Origin of the sequence: Myceligenerans indicum (genome assembly GCF_016742955.1) — a bacterium.
Classification (GTDB): domain Bacteria; phylum Actinomycetota; class Actinomycetes; order Actinomycetales; family Cellulomonadaceae; genus Myceligenerans; species Myceligenerans indicum.
In genome coordinates, this window is sequence record NZ_JABBYC010000029.1 from 1 (window position 1) to 21,664 (window position 21,664).

Below are 21,664 nucleotides of genomic sequence, written 5' to 3' on the forward strand. Positions count from 1 at the left end.
GAGATCTACACGAGCCTTATCGTCGGCAGCGTCAGATGTGTATAAGAGACAGGGGTTATGGGGTGCCCGCCTTCGGGCCCTCGCCGATGGGGTGGAGCGGGTCGCCCCAGACCTGCTCGCGGAAGTTCGACCAGACCTGCACGTCGCTGGTGGCGCCCAGCAGGTCGATCTGCGCGCCGGACAGAGCCAGCAGCCACGCGATGACCGACGTCGGCGGCTCGTCGACGATGTCCCCGAAATCGGGGCAGCCCAGGTTGATGCCGGAGATGTACATCGTCGCGTCGCCGTCCATGGAGACGTAGCCCGCGCTCGTGTCCGTCCCGGCCACGGTGGGCTCGCCGCCGGCGGGCGTGTCGTACGCGTAGGTCTTGAGCCAGAATCCCGGGACCTTCACGTGGTCCGCGACGATCCTCAGCGCGTCACGTCGCTCGACCTCGTGCGTCACGGGGACGGAGACGAGCGCGACGGACTTGATCCCGCTGATCTCCAGGTCCTTCGTGCGCAGGTCCGCCGGGAGCGAGAACGTGGTGGTGTTGTCCTGTCCCGCCGGGATCATCGGCAGGGTGACGTTCTGCTTCTCGCCGTCGCAGACGTAGCCGATCGAGAGCCCCTTCTCGGACTCGTCGGTCGAGAAGAGCTCGCCCGCCGCCGCGTCCGACTCCTCGGACGACGTGCCGTCGTCCCCGGACCCGTCGGAGGTCCCGGGCGAGTCGTCCTGCGATCCGCCGGTGACACCGTCGACGGCGTCGCCCACCCCGTCGGTCACGTCGTCCACCACGCCCGTGACCGGGTCATCGGCCGGTGTGCCGCTCGGGGACGGGGACGCCGAGGGAGACGGGGTCGGCTCCGGGTCCTCGTCGTCGCACGTGATGATCGGGAGCCAGTCGATCGGGTCCCAGCAGTCCTCGCCCGTGTGCAGCGCGGCCGGCTGCACACCGCCCAGGACGAGCGCACCGGCCAGCATCACGACGGCCGACCTGGCCGGCAGGGAGCCGCCGCCGGCACCGGAACCGCGCTCGGCGGCCGACGCCGGACCGCCGTCGGGCTCGTCGTCCGGCCCGTCGTCGTCGGACACCTCGAACACGCCGTTGCCCGGGGCTCCGGCCACGGGAACGCCATCGCTCCCGGAGGCGCGGTCCGAGGGCGACCACGAGACGACGACGATGCCGCCGACCGCACCGAGCAGGAACCCGATCAGCCAGCCGCCCAGGTTCACGCCGGACAGCGTGTACACCGAGATGGCGAGGATGATCACGCCGTAGAAGATCCGGTGCACGGGCTGCACCGCGGACAGCACGCCCAGGAGGATCAGCGCGATCGGCAGGACCGTCGCCTGGGCCCCCTCGATGCCGACCTGGAGCTGCATGTTCGGCACGCCCTCGGCGCCGAACGCGTCGGCGAGCGCACCCAGGTCGATCGGGCCGGACAGCAGGAGTTCCAGGCCGGCCAGGATCACGAGAACGCTCCCGACGAACGGGCGCCCCTTCCGCCACGGGCCGAACGCCCGTCGCGCGGCGGCCAGCCGGCCCCGCAGCGCGGGGCGGCCGGCGCCGGCCTGACCGGCCTTCCGGTTCAGAAGCACTCCTCGCCGTTCGTGAGCTGCAGGTGCAGGTTGGTCAGCTTGAACACGGCCGCCTGAGTGCTCCAGGAGACCTGCTGCAAGCCGTCGATGTCGATCGCGTCGGAGTCCATGGCGAAGTCGCCCTTGTCACCCTTGTCGTGCGTGTTGACCTTCGAGGCGTCCACGCCGATGCGGATGTTGGTGAACGTCGCGGTACCGGAGAGGTCAGTCATACCGATCTGGAGATCGGTCGCCGAGGCGGGCTTGTCCTGGTTGCCGGCCGTGATCTTGAGGCCCACCTTGCCGAGCTTCGTGTCCTGCACCACCGTCTGGCACAGGTTGTAGAGCTTCGCGTCCTTGATGTTCGCGATGGCGGCCGGGTGCGGCGTGCCGTCGGCGTCGACGGCGACGCCGGCGTACTGCGAGAATCCGGTCCCGTCCAGCCTGTCGGCCGCGATCTTGAACGGGGTGCCCGCGATCGCGAACGAGACCGGCACGGCGCCCTGAGCCACACCGCCGAGGAGCAGGGTGGAGGCCACGGCGACCGGGATGGCGGCGAGCGCGACGCGCCCCTTGCGCGACTTCGTCAGGTTGCTGAGCTTCATGTGATTCCCCTTTGGACACAGATAGAGGCGACTCCTTCGTCGTCGAGCGAGACCGTAGCCGACTACTGAGTGGCAGTCAATTGTCGCGACATGGTCCCTGGATGCCGACCTCCGCCGACGGCCCGATTCCGGGCATCTGCGGCAACCGTTCCGGTCAATTCACCCAGGCAGCACCCAGGTGGGTCGATATGCTCGCACCATGGCAACCAGCCGCAGAACCCGACTCCGTCCGGAGGAACGCAGGGACCAGCTCGTGGCACTCGGCGTGGCCACCCTGGCGAACCGCCCGCTGTCCGAGGTCACCGTCGAGGAGATCGCCGCGGAAGCGGAGGTCTCGACGGGCCTCGTCTACTACTACTTCGGCTCGAAGAACGGGCTGCACCACGAGATCGTGCTGCGGGCCCGCGACTCGATGCTGCACGCGAGCGAGCCCCGGCCGGAGCTCCCGCCGCTCGACCGCCTGCACAACACCCTGGAACGGCTGGTGAACTACGTACGCGAGCACGGACCGACGTTCTACTCGCTGGTGAGAGGTGCCGCCAGCGGCGACGAGGAGGTGCGGGAGCTGATCGAGAGCGCGCGGCGCGAGCAGACCGAGCGCGCCGTCGCCGCGGTGACCGAGATGGGCGTCGAGGACACGCCGATGCTGCGCATGGCACTGCGGTCCTGGGTGGCCCTGGCGGAGCAGGCGCTGGTCGACGGCGGGCTCAACGCCGACGTCCCGGGCCCGGAGCTCGTCGCATATCTGGAGAGCAGCATGTTCGGCGTGGTCAGCGCGACCGGCGCGCAGCTCGACGCGGGGCCGCTGGCGAAGGCCTGAGCGCCAGGCGCCGGCCGCCTGACCGCCAGGCGGCCGGCCGCCCGGCCATGGCCCGTCGGGCGAGCCGGCTCAGAGCACCTTTGCCATCAGCAGGCAGGGGTTCTCGACCCACATGTCCGGGAACTCCTCGACCGGGAGGAAGCCGACCGCCTCGTAGAACGCCCGCGTCTGCTCGTATCCCGGGTCCGGCAGCGAGGGACCGAGCGTCTTGACCGTGAGCAGCCGCACGCCCCGGCTGCGCATGTCGTCCTCGACCTCCCGCAGGAGCGCCCGGCCGATCCCCGCCCGGTGATGCTTGCGCCGCACGGCGAGGAGATGCACCTCCGCCGTGCTGTCGTAGCGCGGGTCCAGCAGGAGGATGCCCATCACCTCGTCGACGGGAATCCGGGAGCCGTCGAGGGCACCTGTGCCCAGCGCTCCCACCTCGGCGCCCCGGAACTCCGCGCAGCGGGTGTCGGCATGGGTGTCGACGGCGAGATAGTTGGGGAACTTCCGGGCCGCTTCCTCGTATTCGTCGGTGAACTTCTCGAGGCCGAACCATTCGGGAAGTTCGCCGAGAATGTCATGGGCCGCATCCGATCGGCCGCGCGTTCGCACAACGTCATAGGTCCCAATCACGCGCTTCAAGGTAGTACCTGATCGGACTATTTACTATGCACGCTAGTGGTAATTCCTGAAAGACCTCTTTGCACCTTTGCCGCCCATTAGGACCCATCCGCGGCATCCTGACGACCCGACGTCGCGCCGCCGCCCGCCCGGTTCCGGGCGGGCGGCGGCGCGTCAGTTCCCTCCCGTCAGTTCCCGAACAGGTCCCGCAGCCAGCCCGGGATGTTGCCCGGATCGGTCTGGTCGGAGCCGGAACCGCCCGACTCCCCCTGCCCCTGTCCCTGCTGGCCCTGTCCCTGCTGGTCCTGCCCCTGCTGCCCCTGCTGGCCGAGGTCGCTCTCGTCGCGCACCGCGAGACTGGCGGAGACCTGCCGGGTCTCGCCGCTGCGCACCACGGTCAGGGTCACCGACTCCCCGGCGGCGTGCTCCCGCACGAACGCCGTCAGCGACTCCGCTCCGTCGACCGGCTCGTCGCCGATGGCGACGATCACGTCACCCGCCTTGAGGCCCGCGCCGTCGGCCGGCGAACCCGAGACCACGTTCTCGACCTTCGCGCCACGCCGGGTGACGCCGTCGGCCGTCGCCGTGCCGTCGGAGAGCGAGACACCGAGGAAGGCGTGCTGGGCCGAGCCGTTGTCGATCAGCTGCTTGCTGATGTTCGAGGCCAGGTTCGACGGGATCGCGAACCCGAGCCCGATCGACCCGGACTGCTGCGCCGAGCTGGAAAGGGTCAGGATGGAGGAATTGATGCCGATCACCTCACCCGAGGAATTGAACAGGGGGCCGCCCGAGTTCCCGGGATTCACCGCGGCGTCGGTCTGCACCGCGTTGGTGACCACCACGTTGCCGCCGTCCCTCGACGACGCCGACACCGGACGGTTCAGCGCGGAGACGATGCCCGTGGTCGCCGTGTTCGCCAGGCCCAGCGGATTGCCGACGGCCATCACCGCGTCGCCCACGGCGACCGCGTCCGAGTCGCCGAGCGTCGCGGGCGACAGGTCGTCCGGAGCATCCTCGAGCTGGACGACGGCGAGGTCCGTGGCCGAGTCGGTACCGACGACCTTCGCGTCGTAGAGACGCCCGTCGGCCAGCGTGACCTGCACCTGCTGGGCCCCGGAGACCACGTGGTTGTTGGTCAGGACGTGTCCGGCGGAGTCGATGACGACGCCCGAGCCCTCGGCCGCTCCCTGCTGCGTGGCGACCTGGATCGAGACCACCGACTCCGAGACGGCGTCGGTGACCGCCTGCCAGTTCGGCGCGTTGCCCGTCGACGAGACCGGTACCGCGTGCTGCTGCGTGCGGCCGACATCGGCCAGTGACGCCGTCTGCGTGTCGTTGCCCATCAGGGCGATCGCTCCCGCCGTGCCCGCGCTCGCGAGGATCGCGGCGGCCGCGGCCGCGCTCACCACGGGGACCCAGCGGCGGTCCTTGCGCCGCGGGGTGGTCACTGTCGCCGGCGCGGCGTAGGGGTTGTGATAGGTGTTCGCGCCGTCCGACGGCGTCCCCGGACCGGCCGGGTGGCCCGCCTGCGGTTCGGCCACCGGAGCAGTTGCGGACGCGAGCCCCGGGCCCGGCCGGTCCGCGGAGGGCGGCTGCTGCGCGGCGGGAGCCTGCTGTGCTGCGAGCGGCGGCGTGGCGGGCTGTTGTGCTGCGGGCGGCTGGGTACCGGCGGGTGATGCGGCGGGCGGCGCGGTCGCGCCCTGCTCCGCGGCGGGAAGCTGCTGCGTGGGTTGCGCGGCCGGCCGCTGCACGGCCGGGGTCGACGTGGTCGGCACACCAGCGCTGGGGACCTGCGCCGCCCGCGCCTGCGCGGCGGGTGTCGTGTCGGGTGCGTCCGGGTGCTGCGCGGGTGCCTCCGGGTGCTGCGGTGTGGCGGCGTCGGCCGCCTCCGGCTCCTGGCCCTGCGGGGGTGTGGGGTTCTGCTCGGTGTTCACGGTGCCCTCCTTCATCCGCGAACCACTACACACCCCCACGCTGACGCGGTGCTTGATCCCACCTGTGAGTTCCCTGCACACGCCCGCCGGCGGGCCGCCACCACCCGGCCGGACGTGGCTGTTCAGGCGCCGCGCCCGCCCCGCCCGCCGTCAGCGGTCGCGGCGGCCGGTGTGCCGTACCACCGTGCGGACGTAGATCCACGCCAGCGGGCCGAGGACGGGGATCAGCACGATCAGGACCCACCCCCAGCGCGGCAGGCCGGCCCGCTCGTTCGCCGGTGCGCCGAGGACATCGACGAGCGCATAGACGAGGAGCCCTACGGCCAGGATCGGGAGGCCTACGCGGATCAGCATGCCCTCAGCGTAGGCCCGACTTCCTGAGAGAAGTACGGCCGCTCCCGCCGTACGACCGGGTCCGTCCTGTCACGGCCTCCGTGCGCCAGGTGGCGCGGCCGCCTCGGTGTGCCTTCGGGCGGTGGGGTCCCTCAGTCCGGGGAGTCGGTGGGGCGGTTGCCGTTCCGGGGCCGCTCGTCGGCTCCGGACTCGTCGACGTCGGGCTCGGCGTCGGGCTCGGCATCGGGGGCGTCGTCGGGGGCGTCGTCGGTCTCGGCCTCACGCCGTCGTTCCTCGCGCTCCTTCTTGCGCCGGGCCTGCTCCAGGAGCCACATGTACTCGGCGTCGTCCTCGGGCCCCGTGGGAGGCGCCTCGCGGACGGCCGGGCCGGCGGGAGCATCGCCGCCGGCGCGCTCCCAGGGAGCCGCGGCCTCGCGCCCCTTGCGGCGGCGCGCGACATAGGCCGCGGCGATCCAGGCGATCGAGCCGACCAGCGGCAACAGGATGATCGCGCCGAACCACAGGATCTTGGGCAGGCCATGGCGGTCCTCGTCGTCGGACTGGGCCACGTCGACCAGTGCATACACGACGAGAGCGACGTACAGGAACCCGAGCAGAAGGCGGTACACGTCGGAGAGGCTAATCCCCCTCGGGCCCGGACGTCTCGTTCCGCGCGTCCGCCCGCAGTGAACCTGGCGTGAACCCCGGTGTGATCGTGGTGCCGCCTGGGAGACCTACCATGGTGACGTGCCCCTCGTGATCTACACCGTGCTGCGCCTGGCCCTGTTCGCCGGCGCCCTCGGCCTGCTGTACGTCGCCGGCCTGCGGAGCTGGCTCCTGGTCGGAGTCGCCGCGGTGGCAGCGTTCGCCCTGTCCTACGTGCTGCTGAGCGGCCCGCGTGACGCCGCCGCCACCTGGCTGGCGGACCGCCGCGAGCGCCGTCGCGCCAGGCAGGGCGGGTCGGTGGCGGATGCGGACGCCGCCCACGAGGACGCCGTCATCGACCGCGCGACCGAGTAGGCCGCCGTCCGGGAGCGACGAACGCGGTGTGCGCCTGGCCGGCCGCGACGCCGGGGCCGTGCGCACCGGTCCGGTCGGCGCCGGCCCGGCACCAGCGGCGGTGATGACCGCCGGCGGCCGGCCGTGAGCCATCCTCAGGAACTGCGGGCTGAGCGGGCTCGTTGACCAGGCCAGATCGATATCGAAGGAGTGCACGTATGGCGACAGCCGCCGAGTGGATCTCCGGGGCGCGGCCCCGAACCCTTCCGGCCGCGGCCGCACCGGTCATGGTGGGCACGGGTGCCGCGGCGCAGGTGGGTTCGTCGGCCTGGCTCCCGGCGCTGCTCGCGCTCGGTGTGGCCCTGGCTCTGCAGGTCGGGGTCAACTTCGCGAACGACTACTCGGACGGCGTGCGCGGCACCGATGTCGACCGGGTCGGCCCCATGCGGCTCACGGCGTCCGGCGCGGCGGCGCCCAGAGCCGTGAAGGGTGCCGCGTTCGGCTCGTTCGGCGTGGCGGGCGTCCTGGGCCTGGCGCTGTGCGCGGTGAGCGGGCACTGGTGGCTGCTGGCCGTCGGTGTGCTGTGCGTGGCGGCCGCGTGGTTCTACACGGGTGGCCGGAGGCCGTACGGGTACGCGGGGCTCGGTGAGGTCGCCGTCTTCGTGTTCTTCGGCCTGGTCGCCGTGCTCGGCACCACGTACACGCAGGCCGACGTCGTGACGTGGCCCGCCGTGCTCGGTGCGGTCGGGGTGGGCCTGATCGCGTGCGCGCTGCTCATGGTGAACAACCTGCGCGACATCCCGGGTGACGTCCTGGCAGGGAAGAAGACCCTGGCGGTGCGCATCGGGGACTACCGGGCGCGGCGGGCATACCTGGGGCTGATCTGGCTCCCGCTGCTGCTGGGGATGGTGTGCGCGTTCTGGGCGCCGTGGTCGCTGCTCGTGGTGCTGCTCGCCGGTCCGGCGGCGCTGCTCACCCTGCCGATCGTCGCAGGGGCACGCGGCAAGCTGCTCGTCCCCGTGCTGGCGGGAACGGGCCTGTTCGAGCTCGGGTACGGCGTGCTGCTCGGGCTGGGCCTGGCGCTCTGACCGGTGGCGGGGCCGCTCAGGCGGCGGGCCGGCCGATCAGGAGACCGACCAGGAGCCCGAGGCCTTGGGCACCAGTTCGATCCACGTGTTGCCGGGGGCGAGTCTCGCGGGCTCGCCGTTCTCGAGGGTGAGTTCGACGGGCCGGCGAAGCTTCGACTTGCTCCAGTGCACCTTCACGACCTTGCCTTCGGCGGCGATGATGCCCGTGCCGGAACCGACCAGCTTCGTCTCCGGCACGTGTGAGCCGGCGGCGTCCACGTACGGCGTCATGACCACGTCCACCTGCAACGCCACGACGTTCCGGGCCGCGTGTCGTACGCCCGACGCCGACATGGAGGCCACGCCTCCCTCGCTGCGCCTGTAGGTGTGGCTTCCGCCGTCCCAGTACCAGTTGCTGGTCTGCTGGTTCGACAGCCGCACGCCGATCGTCCCCGCCCGGCGCCCCTCCACCGCGGCCGACGACTCCCCGGCCTCGGGGGCATGGAGGAACTGCTCCGGTGGCGGAGCGGAAAGCCGCAGGTCCTCCCTCTCCTGGGACAGGAACACCTCCGGACGGCCGATCACGTTGTGCGGCGCGGGACGACTCGGGTCGCGGGAGAACCCGGCGTCCCCGTCGTCCATGATCACGGACTGCGTCGACACCCGGTTCACCCGGTCGATGAACGGGGACTGACCGCCCGAGTAGGCGAGCATGCCCTTCATCGGCGCGACGATCGCGGCGTCCATCGGCCGCACGGACCGCACGGGCTCCACGGTGTCGGGCAGCGTCGAGTGGTAGGTGGCGACGAAGCGCGTGATCCCGCCCTCCACGACCTCCTCCCAGACGAGGTCCGCGTACTCCAGGCCCCGGGTGGGGCGGGCCTCCGGCGCGTTCTCGATCTTGACCGAGAGCGCGGGACGTCCCATCGCCTTCTCCTTGCCCTCGATCCCGGTCAGCGGCCAGTACACCGGCTTCGGCACGGGTTCCGGCGCCTCCGTCTTGGGGGTCGCCGTCTCGGGCTCGACCGTCGCGGTCGGGGTGGCCAGCGGCTCCGGTTCGTCCCACGGCCACGCCAGCCTCTGCCCCCAGGGCGTGCTGCAGGCGCTCATCCCGATCGCCACCGCCGTGACCAGAGCGAGAGCCCCGGCAGCTCGCTGACGTCGCAGCGTCCGTCTCATGTTTCCTCCGGGTCCGCGCGTGATGCTGTCGCCCGGCCGCCCCCGGGACTGGCGCCACACCCTAACGGGTTTGCACTTCTTCAGGTTAAGCCCGTTTGCCCAGGCCGCAGGTCTAAGCTGGCACGGTGCGGGATGAGTTGAGAGACGTGGTCGCGGCAGTCCGCACGGCCCTGCACGGCGGGGCTCCGTACGCACCGCACCCGCTGTCCGCCGGCCCCCCACCGCCGGACGGCACGGCTCTGGTGGTTCGCACCTCCGGCTCCACGGGAACACCCCGCCAGGTCACCCTGTCCGCGGCGGCGCTCCGCGCCTCAGCCTCCGCGACCCACGAACGTCTCGGCGGACCCGGCCGGTGGTTCCTCGCCCTTCCCGCCACCCACGTCGCAGGCCTCCAGGTGATCTCGCGGTCCGTGATCGCCGGGACCTCCGTCGGCGGCGGGACGGACGGGCCGTTCACCCCCGACGGCTTCGCCGCCACGGCCGGGACGTTCCTGTCCGACGACGCCGGCTCGCGCGCCTACGTCTCGCTCGTGCCCACCCAGGCCCATCGGCTCGTCGAGGCCGCCGACGGCGGCGCACCCGCCGGCCTGGACACGCTCGCGCGGTTCGACGCCGTCCTCCTCGGAGGTGCCGCCACACCGGACGCACTCCGCGTCCGGCTCCACGACGCCGGCGTGCGTGCCGTCACCACCTACGGCATGTCCGAGACCTGCGGCGGATGCGTGTACGACGGCGTCCCGCTCGCGGGCGTGCGGGTCCGGCTCGCGCAGGACCGGGCAGGCCGGACCGGTGCACCCGGCATCGTGGAGCTGTCCGGGCCGGTGCTCGCCGACGGCTACCTCGGGAACCGGAGCGCCACCGCGGCCGCGTTCCGCACCGATCCCGACGACACCCGCTGGTTCCGCACCTCCGACCTGGGCGCCCTCGATCCGCAGGGCCGTCTCACGGTCCTCGGCCGCGCCGACGACGTCATCGTCACCGGCGGCGTCAACGTCGCCCCCGCCGCGGTGGAAGCGGCGCTCGCGGAGCTCGGCGAGGTCTGCGTGGTCGGTGTCCCCGACCGGGAATGGGGGCGGTCGGTCACAGCGGTCCTCACGCACCCGGCGGGCCGGCCGCTCGACCTCGACCCCTCGCTCCCGCCACGGCTGGAGCCGGCCCCGGCCGAGGTGACCGATCGCGTCCGGCAGCTGGTGACCGAGCGGCTCGGCCGGGCCGCGGTCCCGCGCCAGGTCTTCCTCACGGACGCCATCCCCCTGCGCGGGCCGGGCAAGCCGGACCGCGCGGCGGTCGAGGCGGCGGTGGCGGACGCCAGATCCCGGACGGCACCCTGAGCGCCCTCGCGGGATCCACGTTGCGGCGGTGCGGGTGGTTCGGCCAGCATGTGATGATGCCCCGAACCGACACCGTGTGGCCCGTCGTGCACGACGAGCGTGCCGCCCTGGTCCGTGACCTGGAAACGCTGACGCACGAGCAGTGGGAGGCCCCGTCACTCTGTGCGGGCTGGACGGTTCACGACGTCCTGGCCCACCTGATCGACAGCGCGACGACGACCCGCCGCGGTTTCGTCCGGCGGATGATCGCTGCCCGGGGAGACTTCGACCGGGACAACGCGGTGGGCGTCGAACGCGAGCGTGCCACCCACCCGGATGCGACTCTCGCGTCCTTCCGCCGGGTCGTGAACCGGACCGACACCCCACCTGCGGCCCTGGCCACCCGCCTCGTCGAGGCCTTCGTGCACGGGGAGGACATCCGCCGTCCTCTGGGGATCTCCCGCGGCTACCCGGCGCAGCACGTCCTGACCGCGCTGCGCTACCAGGCCAGGACCCCCGAATCCTTCGGCGGCGGCAGGGAACGGGCGAGAGCGGTACGCCTCGTCGTCACGGACGCCGGCGTGACGATCGGTTCCGGCCCGGAGGCGACGGGCACCGCGACGGCTCTCCTGCTGGCACTCTCGGGACGACCGGTCCGGGAGGGCGAGATCCAGGGCCCGGGCGCCGGGCCGGTGGTCCGGCGCTGACGGGCCCCGCCCCGACACCCGGGCGCAGCACGACGGCACCCCGGACCCGGCACGGCACGCGCCCTGCGGGGAGCGCCCGCGCTCAGAAGTAGTAGGGGAACTGGCTCCAGTCCGGGTCACGACGCTCCAGGAACGCGTCGCGTCCCTCGACCGCCTCGTCCGTCATGTAGGCCAGGCGCGTGGCCTCCCCGGCGAAGACCTGCTGGCCGTTGATGCCGTCGTCGGGCAGGTTGAACGCGAACTTCAGCATGCGGATCGCCTGCGGCGACTTCGTCGCGATCGTGCGCGCGTACTCGATCGCCAGGCCCTCCAGATCGGCGTGCTCCGCGACCTCGTTGACCGCTCCCCAGCGCTCGGCGTCGTCCGCTGAGTACTCCCGGGCCAGGAAGAAGATCTCCCGGGCCCGCTTCTGCCCCACCTGACGGGCGAGATAGGCCGAGCCGTAGCCGCCGTCGAACGAGCCGACGTTCGCGTCCGTCTGCTTGAACTTCCCGTGGTCCCGGCACGCGATCGTCAGGTCGCACACCACGTGCAGCGAGTGCCCGCCGCCGGCCGCCCAGCCGTCCACGACGGCGACCACCACCTTCGGCATCGTCCGGATCAGCCGCTGCACCTCCAGGATGTGCAGCCGGCCCGCCCGGGCAGGGTCGACGGCGTCGGCGGTGGCGACCTCCCCGCCGCCGTCGGGAGCCGTCGTGTACCGGTACCCGGACCGGCCGCGGATGCGCTGGTCCCCGCCGGAACAGAACGCCCACCCGGCATCCTTGGGCGAGGGCCCGTTGCCCGTGAGCAGCACCGTGCCGACGTCGGACGTCATGCGCGCGTGGTCCAGCACCCGGTACAGCTCGTCCACGGTGTGCGGCCGGAACGCGTTGCGCACGTCCGCACGGTCGAAGGCGACCCGCACCACCGGCAGGTCGCGACCCGTCGCGTGGTCGTGCCCACGGTGGTACGTCATGTCCGTGAGGTCCTCGAACCCTGTGACCTCCCGCCACTGCTGCGGGTCGAAGGTCTCGGAGACCTGGCGGGGCAGGGGCGCGGCCGGCTGATCGGTGGAGGTGCTCACGGGGGAAGCGTAGTTCGTCGGTCCACTAGCCTGAACGGGTGCACGAGTCCATCGTCTGGTCCACCCCGCTGCGCACCCGGTTCCGCGGCCTCGACGTCCGCGACGGGATGCTCCTGCGGGGCGACGCCGGCTGGGGCGAGCTCTCCCCGTTCTGGGACTACGACGACGCCGAGTCCGCCACCTGGCTCCGTGCCGCCCGCGAGGCCGCCGACACCGGCTGGCCCGACCCGGTGCGCGAGGCCGTGCCCGTGAACGTGACGGTCCCCGCCGTCGGGCCGGACAAGGCCCGCGAGATCGTGCTCGCCTCCGGGGGCTGCCGCACCGCCAAGATCAAGGTCGCCCAGCGCAGTCCCGGCGGCGGCATCGAGCCCCTCGCCGCCGAGCAGGCCCGCGTCGAGGCGGTCCGCTCCGCGTTCGACGAGCTGTACGCCGGCACCCACCAGGAGGCCCGCATCCGCGTCGACGCCAACGGCGGCTGGAGCCTGGACGAGGCGCTGCTGCGGCTGCCCGTGCTCCACCGTGCCGCCGGCGGGGACGGACGCGCCGGGAGCGTCCACGGCCTGGAGTACGTCGAGCAGCCCTGCGCGTCCGTCGAGGACCTCGCCGCCCTGCGCCGTGCGCAGCACGTCCCCGTCGCCGCCGACGAGTCGATCCGCCGCGCCGAGGATCCCCTGCGGGTGGTCCGGCTGGACGCCGCCGACGTCGTGGTGCTCAAGGTGCAGCCGCTCGGCGGTGTGCGGGCCTGCCTCGACCTGGCCGAACAGGTGAGGCTTCCCGTGGTGGTCTCCTCCGCGCTCGAGTCCTCCGTCGGGCTCGCGGCAGGCGTGGCGCTCGCCGCGGCTCTCCCGGACCTGCCGCACGCCTGCGGCCTCGCGACGGCGCAGCTCCTGGAGCACGACGTGGTGGCGGACCCCCTGCTGCCGGTCGGCGGGGCGATTCCGGTACGCCGGCCCGCCCCCGACCCCACCGCACTGGCCGCCGTCCCGGCACCGGCCGACGTCGCGGGCCGCTGGCGAGCCCGGCTCCACCGTCTCGCTCGGCTCCTCGACGCGGACGAGGCCGTGGCCTCCGCCGCCCGCTGACCGTCCCGGCCCCGCGGCGCCCCGCGGCGAGCCGGCGACGCCGCGACGGGCCACGTCGCCGCCGCGGCCCTCGGCCGCCCCGCGCCACCGATCCGGGCGCGGTGGACGGCAACGGCACGATCGCGCGGCTAGCCTGGCTGCATGCCTGAGAATCCCGCCTCGGTCGGCGCCGCGCGCGGCCTGATCTCCGAGCTCGTCGCACACGGGGTCCACGACGTCGTCCTGGCACCCGGGTCCCGTTCCGCGCCGCTCGCCTACGCGACGGCCGAGGCCGCCGACGCCGGCCTGCTGACCCTCCACGTGCGCATCGACGAGCGCACGGCCGGGTTCCTGGCGCTCGGCCTCTCCCGGGGGAGCGCCCTGACCGCGGGGTCCGGGGCGGACGGCGCCCACGACGACCCGTCCGTCCCGTTCGCGGGCAGTCCCGTCGCGGTGGTCACCACCTCCGGCACCGCCGTCGCCAACCTGCACCCGGCCGTGCTCGAGGCGCACCACACCGGCGTCCCGCTGATCCTGCTCACCGCCGACCGGCCCCACGAGCTGCGCGGCACGGGTGCCTCGCAGACCACGCACCAGCCCGGAATCTTCGCGGGGGCCGTGCGCTACGAGGCGGACGTCCCGGCGCCGTCGGGCACGGACCTCGCCACTCGCGCGGCCGAGACCCGCGACCTCGCCGCCCTCGCGGCGCGGGCCGCGTCCGCCGCGCTCGGCCTGCGCGACGGAACCCCCGGCCCGGTGCACCTGAACCTGTCCTACCGCGACCCCCTCCACCCCGCCCCACGACCGGCCGAGACGGACGAGCCCGCGTCCCCGCACCGGCCGGGCAGCGGCCGGGACACCCCCCTGACCACCGTCGTCCCCGGTACCGTCCGGCACCACGCCTCCCCGGCCCTCCCCGGCCCTCCCGCGCGGACCGTGGTCGTCGCCGGCGACTGCGCCGGACCCGGAGCCCGCCGGCTCGCCGAGGCGCAGGGCTGGCCCCTGCTGGCCGAACCGTCCTCGGGCGCGTGCGGAGGCCCGAACGCGATCCCGGCATACCGGCTCGTGATCGGCGACGACGGCCTCGCGGGCGAGATCCGGCACGCCGTCGTCCTCGGCCGCCCCACGCTCTCGCGCCCGGTGCAGCGCCTGCTCGCCAGGCCCGACGTCGTCGTCACCGTCGTCACGCCCGGGGGCCTGCCCTGGCCCGACGCCGCGCGCAACGCTGCCCTGGTGGTACAGGGCCTCGCACCGGAATGGTACGAGCCGCGGGAGAACGCGGACCGCGACTGGCTCGACCGCTGGCGGGCCGCGGGACGCGCAGCCACGACGGTCATCGACGAGGCCACCCGGGACGACGCCGTCGCCGGCGGGCCCACGGCGCTGTCCGTGGCCCGGGCCATCGCCACCGTCCTCGGCGACGAGGACGTGCTCGTCGTGGGGTCGTCGAACCCGGTGCGCGACCTCGACCTCGTGCTCGGCACGGACGACGTCGGCGGCCTGCCCGCCGTGGTGGCCAACCGCGGGCTCGCCGGCATCGACGGCACCGTCTCGACCGCCACCGGCCTCGCACTCGCCGCGGCGCGCGCGGGGCGCCGCACCCGCGCGCTCCTGGGAGACCTCACGTTCCTGCACGACGTCGGCGGCCTGCTGCGCGGACCTGGTGAGGCCCACGTCGACCTGGAGATCGTCGTCGTGAACGACGACGGCGGCTCCATCTTCGCCACCCTGGAGCACGGGGACCTGGCGGCGACCTCCGAAGCGGCGGGTGCCCGGTTCGAGCGGGTCTTCGGCACTCCCCACGGTGCGAACCTCGCGCAGCTCTGCGCGGGCTACGGCGTGGACCACCAGCTCGTGAAGGACGTGCCGAGCCTGCGTCACGCGCTCATGGCCCCGAGCCATGGCGTGCAGGTGATCGAGGTGCGGGTGCCGCGCACGGACCGCCGTACGGAGGCACGCGACCTGGCACGCCGCGTGGCCGACGCGGTGCGGGGAGTGAGCTGAGGCCGGGGCGGCAACCGCCGCCCCGGCCTCGACGCACGTGCCGGCGGATGTCGCCTACGTGAGCCCGGAGTACGAGTGCTTCCCGTTGATGACCAGGTTGACGCCGGTGAAGTTGAACAGCACGCAGGCGTACCCCACCACCACGAACCACGCCGCACGGCGCCCGGACCAGCCGCGCGTCGTGCGCGCGTGCAGGTAGGCCGCGTAGACGACCCAGACCACGAAGGACCAGACCTCCTTGGGGTCCCACCCCCAGTAGCGTCCCCACGCGTCCTCGGCCCAGATCGCCCCGCCGATGAGCGTGAACGTCCACAGCACGAACCCGACGGAGTTCAGGCGGAACGACAGGGCCTCCAACGCGGTCGGCGACGGCGTCTGGTCGAGCCACCGCCAGGCGGCGAGCCACGGCGTGCCCTCGTCGCGGGCGTCCCGCAGGAGCTGCAGCACCGAGGACACGAACGCCACCGTGAAGATGCCCGTGGCCGTGATCGCCACGCCGACGTGGATGACGAGCCAGTAGTTCTGCAGCGCCGGCTGCAGGCCGGTGGCCGCCACGAAGAACACGTTCTGCGCCAGCACGAGGAACGTGGCGCCCAGCCCGGCGACGAACGCCCCGAGGAACCGCGCCTCGCGGACGGTGCACACGCCCACGAACACGGCGACCGCCACGAAGGTGCCCACCAGCACGAACTCATACATGTTGGCCCAGGGGGTCCGCCCGGAGGCGAGCCCGCGCAGCACGATCGCGGCCAGCAGCATCGCCGCGGCGAGCCACGACAGCGCCATCCCGATCCCGGCGCCCTTCCGGGAGACGCCGCCCGCCGCCGTGCCGTTCCCGGGGCCGTACGCCGCCGCGGGGCCGGGCGCGGGTTCCGCCTCCGGCGCGCCGCCGCCCGCGGCGACCGTGACCTTCTCCCGCGCCGCGTCCCGCTCGGCCACACGCGCGCCGGAGAGCCGCGCCAGGTCCACCGCGAACGCGATCATCGCGATCGCGAGCGCCGTGGCGGCAGCCCACACGAGCAGCACGCTCAGGTTCGCCATCTCCATGTCTCAGTCCTTCGTCGTCTCGTCCTCGGCCTCGGCAGACCCGGCCGCCGGCCCTGCCCCGTCGTCCTCCAGCTCCGGCAGCACCGACATCGCCCGGTCCACCTCGCCCTGGAGCCCCGCGTCATCCCCCCGTGCCAGGCCCGCGGCCTCCACCACAGTAGTCCCGTCGGCCGACGCGAAGGCCCGCACCCACACCCGCCGTCGCGGGGTGAACAGGCTCAGGGCCAGCCCGCCGAGCGCGAGCAGCGCGAACGTCAGCACGTACGCGAGCGACGGGTCGTGCCGCAGGTCGAGCGCCACGTATCGCGGCACGTCCTCGCCGAGCGTCACCGTCCCGAGACCGTCGGGCAGGTCCACCGTCTCACCGGGCCGCACCAGCAGCTTGACCCGCGCCCCGTCCTGGTCCACCGATGGTGTCAGCGACGCGGTGTCGAGCCGGTACACGTTGCGCGGCACGCCGTCGTCGAGCCCCAGGTCTCCCCGGTACACCTCCAGGACGAGCAGCGGGTCGAGCGGCTGGGGGAAGGTGGAGCGGGCGGTGCCGTCGTCGTCGACGACCGCCGTCGGCAGGAAGTAGCCGACCAGGCCGATCTGGTCGCCGCGTGAGACGTCGGGCACCTTGACCACGCCGCGGGACGTGTACAGCTGGTCCTCCGGCAGGAAGGGGACGCGCTGGGAGAAGGCGACCTCGCCGTCGGAGTCGGTCACGGTGATCTTCGGGGCGAAGCCGTTGCCCTGCAGGTAGATCTTCGCGCCGTCGGTGACCAGCGGATGGTTCACCTTGATCTGCTCGGGGTGCCGCGTACCATCCGGCTCGGTCACCGTGACGTGCGCGGTGAAGTCCCTGGCCTGGGCGAACGCCACCGTCTCACTGGCGAACTCCGAGTCGAACGCGTCGAGGGTCATCGAGAACGGCACCAGTGAGGACGGCCGGAACCAGGCGCCCTCGGTGAACGTGTCGTAGTCCACGACGGCGTTGGCGAACCCGCGCCCCTCGGTGACGATGGCCTGTCCCGTGTAGTGCAGCATCTGTCCCAGCGCCACCGACACCAGCAGGCCCAGCAGTGCCAGGTGGAAGACGAGGTTCCCCGTCTCGCGCAGGTAGCCGCGCTCCGCGCTGATCGTCCGGGACTCGGGCCGGTGTGCCCGGGCCGCCTCCGTCCGGCGGTCGACGCGGAAGGTGGGCAGGTAGCGCGGCCCGCGCAGCCTGGCAGCGACCAGTTCGACGGCGTCGTCCGGGGCCAGCCCGGTGGTCGCGCTCGCCTGGGCGGGGAACCGCGTGAACCGGAAGGGAACCTGCGGCGGACGGGCGCGCAGCGCCCGCCAGTGTGCCGCGGTCCGCGGCACGATACAGCCCACCAGCGACACGAAGAGCAGCAGGTAGATCGCCGAGAACCACACCGACGTGTACACGTCGAAGAAGCCGAGCCGGTCCAGCCAGTCGCCGAGATCGGGGTGGTCGCCCAGGTACTCGGCCACGGCGGCGGGGTCCTGCCCGCGCTGCGGCAGCACCGACCCGGGCACCGCCGCGACCGCGAGCAGCATGAGCAGCATGAGCGCCACCCGCATCGAGGTGAGCTGGCGCCACATCCACCGCAGCATGCCGACGACGCCGATCCTCGGCGCGGACGGTGTCGAGCCGTCCTTGTCCCCGGCCCCGCGGGTGTCCGGCGCCGGTTCCGCCGCCCCGGAGGCCTCCGCGAACTCGTCGTCGATCCCGTGCGGCACGTACCCGCCCCGGTGCGGCCGCGATCCCGCGGGGACTTCCGCCGCCGCGACGTCCGGCTTCTGGTCGCCGCTCATCTACAGAACCGTCCAGTATCCGTTGATCCACGACTGGAGCGAGGTCGTCAGCACACCCCACAGCCCTGTGACCAGGGCCAGTCCGATCGCGACGAGAAGGGCACCGCCCGCGCGCATCACCGCGAGCCGGTGGCGCCGCAGGAACGTCATCATCCGGTCCGAGGCCGTCGCTCCCAGCGCGACGAGCAGGAACGGCACGCCCAGCCCCACGCAGTAGGCGACGCCGAGCAGAGCCCCCCGCCACACGGAGGCCTCGTCGAGCGCGAGCGTCTGGACGGCCGCGAGAGTCGGCCCCATGCAGGGAGTCCAGCCCAGCCCGAACACGAAGCCCAGCACGGGCGCGCCCCAGAGCCCGGTCCGCGGCACGACGTGCAGGCGTGCCTCACGCTGCAGCCAGGGCACCAGGCCCACGAACGACAGCCCCATGAGGATCACGACGACACCGAGGACCCGGAACAGCACGTCCTCCCAGCGCACCAGGTAGACGCCCACCGCGCCCGCCGCCGCCATCAGGGTGACGAACACCGTCGTGAACCCGGCTACGAACAGGGCGACTCCGGCGAGCACCCGGCCCCTCCCGGTCGCCGGCGGGCGGAGTCGGAGCGCCCTCGCCCCCCGGCGCCCGGCGTCGTCGGCGGGCGGCGTCGTCCCCGAGGCCTGCACGCGGGCGGGCCCGGCCGTTGCGGCGGACATCCCGCCCACGTAGCCGACGTACCCCGGCACCAGCGGCAGAACGCAGGGTGACGCGAACGAGACGAGGCCGGCCAGGACGGCCACGGGGACCGCGACCAGCAACGACCCGCTGAACGCGAGCGAACCGGCGTCCATCACGCCTCCTCCGCGAGCACGTCGTCCAGCAGTGCCTCCAGCGTGGGGCGTTCGATCTCCCCGATCACCCGGGCGGCCACCATGCCCTCGCCGTCGAGCACCACGGTGGTGGGCACGGCCTGCAGCGGTACGACGCCGGACAGGCCCGCGATCACGCTGCCGTCACCGTCCTCGAGACTCGGGTACGGGGTACCGAAGGTGCGTTCGAACGCCTGCGCGGTGGCCGCGTCGTCCTCGGTGTTGATGCCGAGGAAGTGGACGCCGTCGTCCGCGTAGGCGGTGGCCACCTCGGCGAGATCGGGTGCCTCGGCACGGCACGGGGGGCAGCCGGCGTACCAGGTGTTGAGGACGACGACGTCGCCCGCCCAGTCCGTGGTGTCACGCCGCTCGCCGTCGAAGCCGGTCCCGCTGATCTCCACCGGACCGCGGCGGTCACCCGCGTCCCAGCTCTGCACCGAGCCGTCGCCGGAGACGTAGCCCTGCCCCGCGATGTCGCCCGCGCCGGAGTCCGCGGCGGTGCAGGCGGCGAGCGTCGCCGCGCAGGCGGCGGCGAGCACCGTGGCCGCCAGGCGGCGGGCCCGGCCGGGTGAGGTGGCGCGAGACGGGGTGCCGCGAGACGGGGTGCTTGGAGTCGTGGCGCTCATGCGCCGGGGAGCTGCTTGGCGCCGTCGTACAGGTCAGCCACCGGCTCGCTGTAGTGGAGGCCGATGAACCGGCCGTCCTCGAACCGGAGGCTGGTCAGGGAGGCGAGGTTGCACTGCCGGTTGCGAGGGTCGTGCCAGAGGCGGCGTCCCTCGAACGCGCAGCGGGTGAGCCAGACCGGGAGCTGATGGCTGACCAGCACCGCCTCATGCCCTTCTGCGGCCTGGCGCGCGGTCTCGACGGCGGCGCGCATCCGCCGCACCTGGTCCGCGTAGGGCTCCCCCCAGGAGGGGCGGAAGGGGTTCCACAGGTACTTCCAGTGCGCGGGCCGGCGCAGCGCACCGTCGCCCACACCGAACCGCATCCCCTCGAAGTGGTTCTCGGCCTCGATGAGGCGGTCGTCGGTTCCCAGCTCCACGCCGAACGCCTCCGCGATCGGTGTTGCGGTCTCCTGGGCACGCTGGAGCGGGGAAGCGATCACGGCGGCGACGTCGCGGCCGCGTCCCGTCAGGTGCTTGGCGACGCGCGCCGCCATCTCCTGACCGCGGTCCGACAGCCGGTAGCCGGGCAGGCGGCCGTAAAGCACACCTTCGGGATTATGGACCTCGCCGTGACGAAGCAGGTGGACGGTGGTGGAGACCATGAGCCTCAGTGTCCCATCGGTTCCTGAGTGATTCAGCACCTGAGGACGTGGTGTGAGCCACTGGCCGCCGGTGATTTTCCCGGACTCGCCGGAAGTAGCGGCATGGCGCGCGCCCGAGGCGGTCCGCCGTAGCGTCCGAAGGGCCGGTCTCCCGCATCGCACCGCCGGAACGGGGCAGGTCCGGCTCCCGGCACGCGTCCTTTGAGGAGGACCTCATGAATGCTCCGTCCGACGCCTCGCAGGCGCCCGAGGCGACACCGCCGATCGTCCCCAGGTCGCACAGCATGACGGCCCGGCTCGCCGCCGAGTTCCTGGGCACCTTCGTCCTCGTCTTCGGCGGTGTCGGGACCGCGCTCTTCGCGGCGAACTTCCCGGACCCGGAGAACAACACGCTCGGTGTCGGCTTCCTCGGCGTCGCGCTCGCGTTCGGGCTGACGGTGGTGGTGGGTTCCTACGCGATGGGGCCGATCTCCGGCGGGCACTTCAATCCCGCCGTGACGCTGGGCGTCGCCGCGGCCGGCCGGTTCGCCTGGCGGGACACCGGCGGCTACCTCCTGGCCCAGTTCGCGGGCGGCCTCGTCGGGTCGAGCGCCCTGGCCGCGATCCTCTCCGGGACCGACGGCGCGTTCGCGGCGGCGCACGAGGGCGGGTTTGCCTCGAACGGCTACGGCGAACTCTCGCCGGGCGGCTACGGGATCGGCTCGGCCATGCTGGTCGAGACGATCCTCACCGCGGTGTTCCTGTTCGTCATCATCGGCGCGACGGCGAAGATCGCCGCACCCGCCATGGCCGGGCTCGCCATCGGCCTCACCCTCACCCTGATCCACCTCGTCTCCATCCCGGTGACGAACACGTCGGTGAACCCCGCCCGCTCCCTCGCCGCCGCGGTGTACGGCGGCGGCGAATGGCTGGGGCAGGTGTGGCTGTTCTTCGTCTTCCCGGTCCTCGGCGCACTGATCGCCGGGTTCGCCTACAAGGCTTTGTTCGGCCCCACCGCCGCAGAGGGCTGAGCGCGCCGGGCCGGAGCCGGCCCGGCATGGCGGTCGGGTCTCGCGGTGGCCAGGAACGGGCCGCACCCGGCGAGCAGCCAGGGGTCTCGGAGGCGATCGGGGGCTCCGATGCCGCGGGAGCGCTGCGTGTGGTCGGTCGTTTGGCGTGTGGTCGGTCAATCACTTGACCGACCACACGCCAAACGACCGACCACACGCCAAACCCCCGACCACGCGGAAGGGCCTCCGACGACGTGCGGGACCACACGCACGTCCCCGTCGGGGTGGGCCGCACCCCCGGCGGCTCCGCCTCACGCAACAAGCTCGCAGCGGCAGCAGCGGGGCCACATCCCGGCAACACGCACCCCACGCAACAAGCTCGCAGCGGTAGCAGCGGGGCCACATCCCGGCAACACGCACCCCACGCAACGAGCTCGCGGCCGGCAGCAGTCAGGGCCCT

The 21,664-nt window shown here is 73.1% G+C and carries 21 protein-coding genes; 8 read left to right on the plus strand and 13 right to left on the minus strand.

Annotated elements, in window-relative coordinates:
- Positions 1-55 precede the first annotated feature (55 nt).
- The gene (locus HGK34_RS14440; RefSeq protein WP_201848594.1) at positions 56-1,582 is read right to left on the minus strand and encodes a DUF6114 domain-containing protein; all 1,527 of its coding nucleotides are present in this window, start codon (positions 1,580-1,582) and stop codon (positions 56-58) included.
- On the minus strand, positions 1,573-2,166 hold the full coding sequence (locus HGK34_RS14445; RefSeq protein WP_201848596.1) for a DUF6230 family protein: 594 nt from the start codon (positions 2,164-2,166) through the stop codon (positions 1,573-1,575). The genes HGK34_RS14440 and HGK34_RS14445 overlap by 10 nt, the downstream gene beginning before the upstream one ends.
- 199 nt (positions 2,167-2,365) lie before the next feature.
- On the opposite strand from HGK34_RS14445, the gene HGK34_RS14450 reads away from it, so the two are divergent.
- Positions 2,366-2,986 carry a TetR/AcrR family transcriptional regulator gene (locus HGK34_RS14450; protein ID WP_201848598.1) on the plus strand — a complete coding sequence of 207 codons (621 nt, stop codon included), beginning with the start codon at positions 2,366-2,368 and terminating at the stop codon, positions 2,984-2,986.
- 69 nt (positions 2,987-3,055) lie between these two features.
- Here the strand turns inward: HGK34_RS14450 and HGK34_RS14455 are convergent, their stop codons facing one another.
- The 4 genes from HGK34_RS14455 to HGK34_RS14470 form a co-directional block, all read right to left on the minus strand.
- Positions 3,056-3,604, minus strand: coding sequence for a GNAT family N-acetyltransferase (locus HGK34_RS14455; RefSeq protein WP_201848600.1), 549 nt, complete (start codon positions 3,602-3,604; stop codon positions 3,056-3,058).
- A gap of 176 nt (positions 3,605-3,780) precedes the next feature.
- On the minus strand, positions 3,781-5,526 hold the full coding sequence (locus tag HGK34_RS14460; RefSeq protein ID WP_307815966.1) for a S1C family serine protease: 1,746 nt from the start codon (positions 5,524-5,526) through the stop codon (positions 3,781-3,783).
- 150 nt (positions 5,527-5,676) lie between these two features.
- Complete coding sequence (locus tag HGK34_RS14465; protein ID WP_201848604.1) at positions 5,677-5,880, minus strand: PLDc N-terminal domain-containing protein; 204 nt, start codon at positions 5,878-5,880, stop codon at positions 5,677-5,679.
- A 131-nt stretch (positions 5,881-6,011) separates the two neighbouring features.
- The gene (locus HGK34_RS14470; RefSeq protein WP_201848606.1) at positions 6,012-6,488 is read right to left on the minus strand and encodes a PLD nuclease N-terminal domain-containing protein; all 477 of its coding nucleotides are present in this window, start codon (positions 6,486-6,488) and stop codon (positions 6,012-6,014) included.
- A gap of 118 nt (positions 6,489-6,606) precedes the next feature.
- Between HGK34_RS14470 and HGK34_RS14475 the strand changes: the two genes are divergently transcribed.
- Both HGK34_RS14475 and HGK34_RS14480 read left to right on the plus strand, forming a co-directional pair.
- Positions 6,607-6,879: a DUF4229 domain-containing protein gene (locus HGK34_RS14475; RefSeq protein ID WP_201848608.1), complete on the plus strand. Its 273-nt coding sequence runs from the start codon at positions 6,607-6,609 to the stop codon at positions 6,877-6,879.
- 197 nt (positions 6,880-7,076) lie between these two features.
- Positions 7,077-7,946 carry a 1,4-dihydroxy-2-naphthoate polyprenyltransferase gene (locus HGK34_RS14480; protein ID WP_201848610.1) on the plus strand — a complete coding sequence of 290 codons (870 nt, stop codon included), beginning with the start codon at positions 7,077-7,079 and terminating at the stop codon, positions 7,944-7,946.
- A 36-nt stretch (positions 7,947-7,982) separates the two neighbouring features.
- Here the strand turns inward: HGK34_RS14480 and HGK34_RS14485 are convergent, their stop codons facing one another.
- A complete protein-coding gene (locus tag HGK34_RS14485; RefSeq protein WP_201848612.1) occupies positions 7,983-9,104 on the minus strand; it encodes a DUF3048 domain-containing protein in 1,122 nt (373 codons plus the stop codon).
- Between the two features lie 125 nt (positions 9,105-9,229).
- Between HGK34_RS14485 and HGK34_RS14490 the strand changes: the two genes are divergently transcribed.
- Both HGK34_RS14490 and HGK34_RS14495 read left to right on the plus strand, forming a co-directional pair.
- On the plus strand, positions 9,230-10,435 hold the full coding sequence (locus HGK34_RS14490) for an AMP-binding protein (RefSeq protein WP_201848614.1): 1,206 nt from the start codon (positions 9,230-9,232) through the stop codon (positions 10,433-10,435).
- Positions 10,436-10,491: 56 nt separating this feature from the next.
- A complete protein-coding gene (locus HGK34_RS14495) occupies positions 10,492-11,121 on the plus strand; it encodes a maleylpyruvate isomerase family mycothiol-dependent enzyme (RefSeq protein ID WP_201848616.1) in 630 nt (209 codons plus the stop codon).
- An 82-nt stretch (positions 11,122-11,203) separates the two neighbouring features.
- On the opposite strand, the gene HGK34_RS14500 is transcribed toward HGK34_RS14495, so the two are convergent.
- A complete protein-coding gene (locus HGK34_RS14500) occupies positions 11,204-12,187 on the minus strand; it encodes a 1,4-dihydroxy-2-naphthoyl-CoA synthase (RefSeq protein ID WP_201848619.1) in 984 nt (327 codons plus the stop codon).
- Between the two features lie 38 nt (positions 12,188-12,225).
- Here HGK34_RS14500 and HGK34_RS14505 point away from each other — a divergent pair, with 38 nt between their 5' ends.
- Positions 12,226-13,269 (plus strand): o-succinylbenzoate synthase, encoded by a 1,044-nt coding sequence (locus HGK34_RS14505; RefSeq protein ID WP_201848621.1) that lies wholly within the window; start codon positions 12,226-12,228, stop codon positions 13,267-13,269.
- A gap of 141 nt (positions 13,270-13,410) precedes the next feature.
- Complete coding sequence (gene menD, locus HGK34_RS14510) at positions 13,411-15,252, plus strand: 2-succinyl-5-enolpyruvyl-6-hydroxy-3-cyclohexene-1-carboxylic-acid synthase (RefSeq protein WP_201848623.1); 1,842 nt, start codon at positions 13,411-13,413, stop codon at positions 15,250-15,252.
- Between the two features lie 54 nt (positions 15,253-15,306).
- Here the strand turns inward: menD and ccsB are convergent, their stop codons facing one another.
- The 5 genes from ccsB to HGK34_RS14535 are packed head-to-tail and all read right to left on the minus strand — an operon-like array spanning position 15,307 to position 20,215.
- Positions 15,307-16,299 carry a c-type cytochrome biogenesis protein CcsB gene (ccsB, locus tag HGK34_RS14515; protein ID WP_201848626.1) on the minus strand — a complete coding sequence of 331 codons (993 nt, stop codon included), beginning with the start codon at positions 16,297-16,299 and terminating at the stop codon, positions 15,307-15,309.
- A 3-nt stretch (positions 16,300-16,302) separates the two neighbouring features.
- Positions 16,303-18,102 carry a cytochrome c biogenesis protein ResB gene (resB, locus tag HGK34_RS14520; RefSeq protein ID WP_201848628.1) on the minus strand — a complete coding sequence of 600 codons (1,800 nt, stop codon included), beginning with the start codon at positions 18,100-18,102 and terminating at the stop codon, positions 16,303-16,305.
- The gene (locus HGK34_RS14525) at positions 18,103-18,930 is read right to left on the minus strand and encodes a cytochrome c biogenesis CcdA family protein (RefSeq protein WP_201848630.1); all 828 of its coding nucleotides are present in this window, start codon (positions 18,928-18,930) and stop codon (positions 18,103-18,105) included. It lies immediately after the preceding gene.
- Positions 18,930-19,574 carry a TlpA family protein disulfide reductase gene (locus HGK34_RS14530; RefSeq protein ID WP_201848631.1) on the minus strand — a complete coding sequence of 215 codons (645 nt, stop codon included), beginning with the start codon at positions 19,572-19,574 and terminating at the stop codon, positions 18,930-18,932. The genes HGK34_RS14525 and HGK34_RS14530 overlap by 1 nt, the downstream gene beginning before the upstream one ends.
- Positions 19,571-20,215: a histidine phosphatase family protein gene (locus tag HGK34_RS14535; RefSeq protein ID WP_201848633.1), complete on the minus strand. Its 645-nt coding sequence runs from the start codon at positions 20,213-20,215 to the stop codon at positions 19,571-19,573. Before HGK34_RS14535 ends, HGK34_RS14530 begins: the two co-directional genes overlap by 4 nt.
- A gap of 215 nt (positions 20,216-20,430) precedes the next feature.
- Here HGK34_RS14535 and aqpZ point away from each other — a divergent pair, with 215 nt between their 5' ends.
- Positions 20,431-21,225, plus strand: coding sequence for an aquaporin Z (gene aqpZ, locus HGK34_RS14540; RefSeq protein WP_244666764.1), 795 nt, complete (start codon positions 20,431-20,433; stop codon positions 21,223-21,225).
- Positions 21,226-21,664 lie beyond the last annotated feature (439 nt).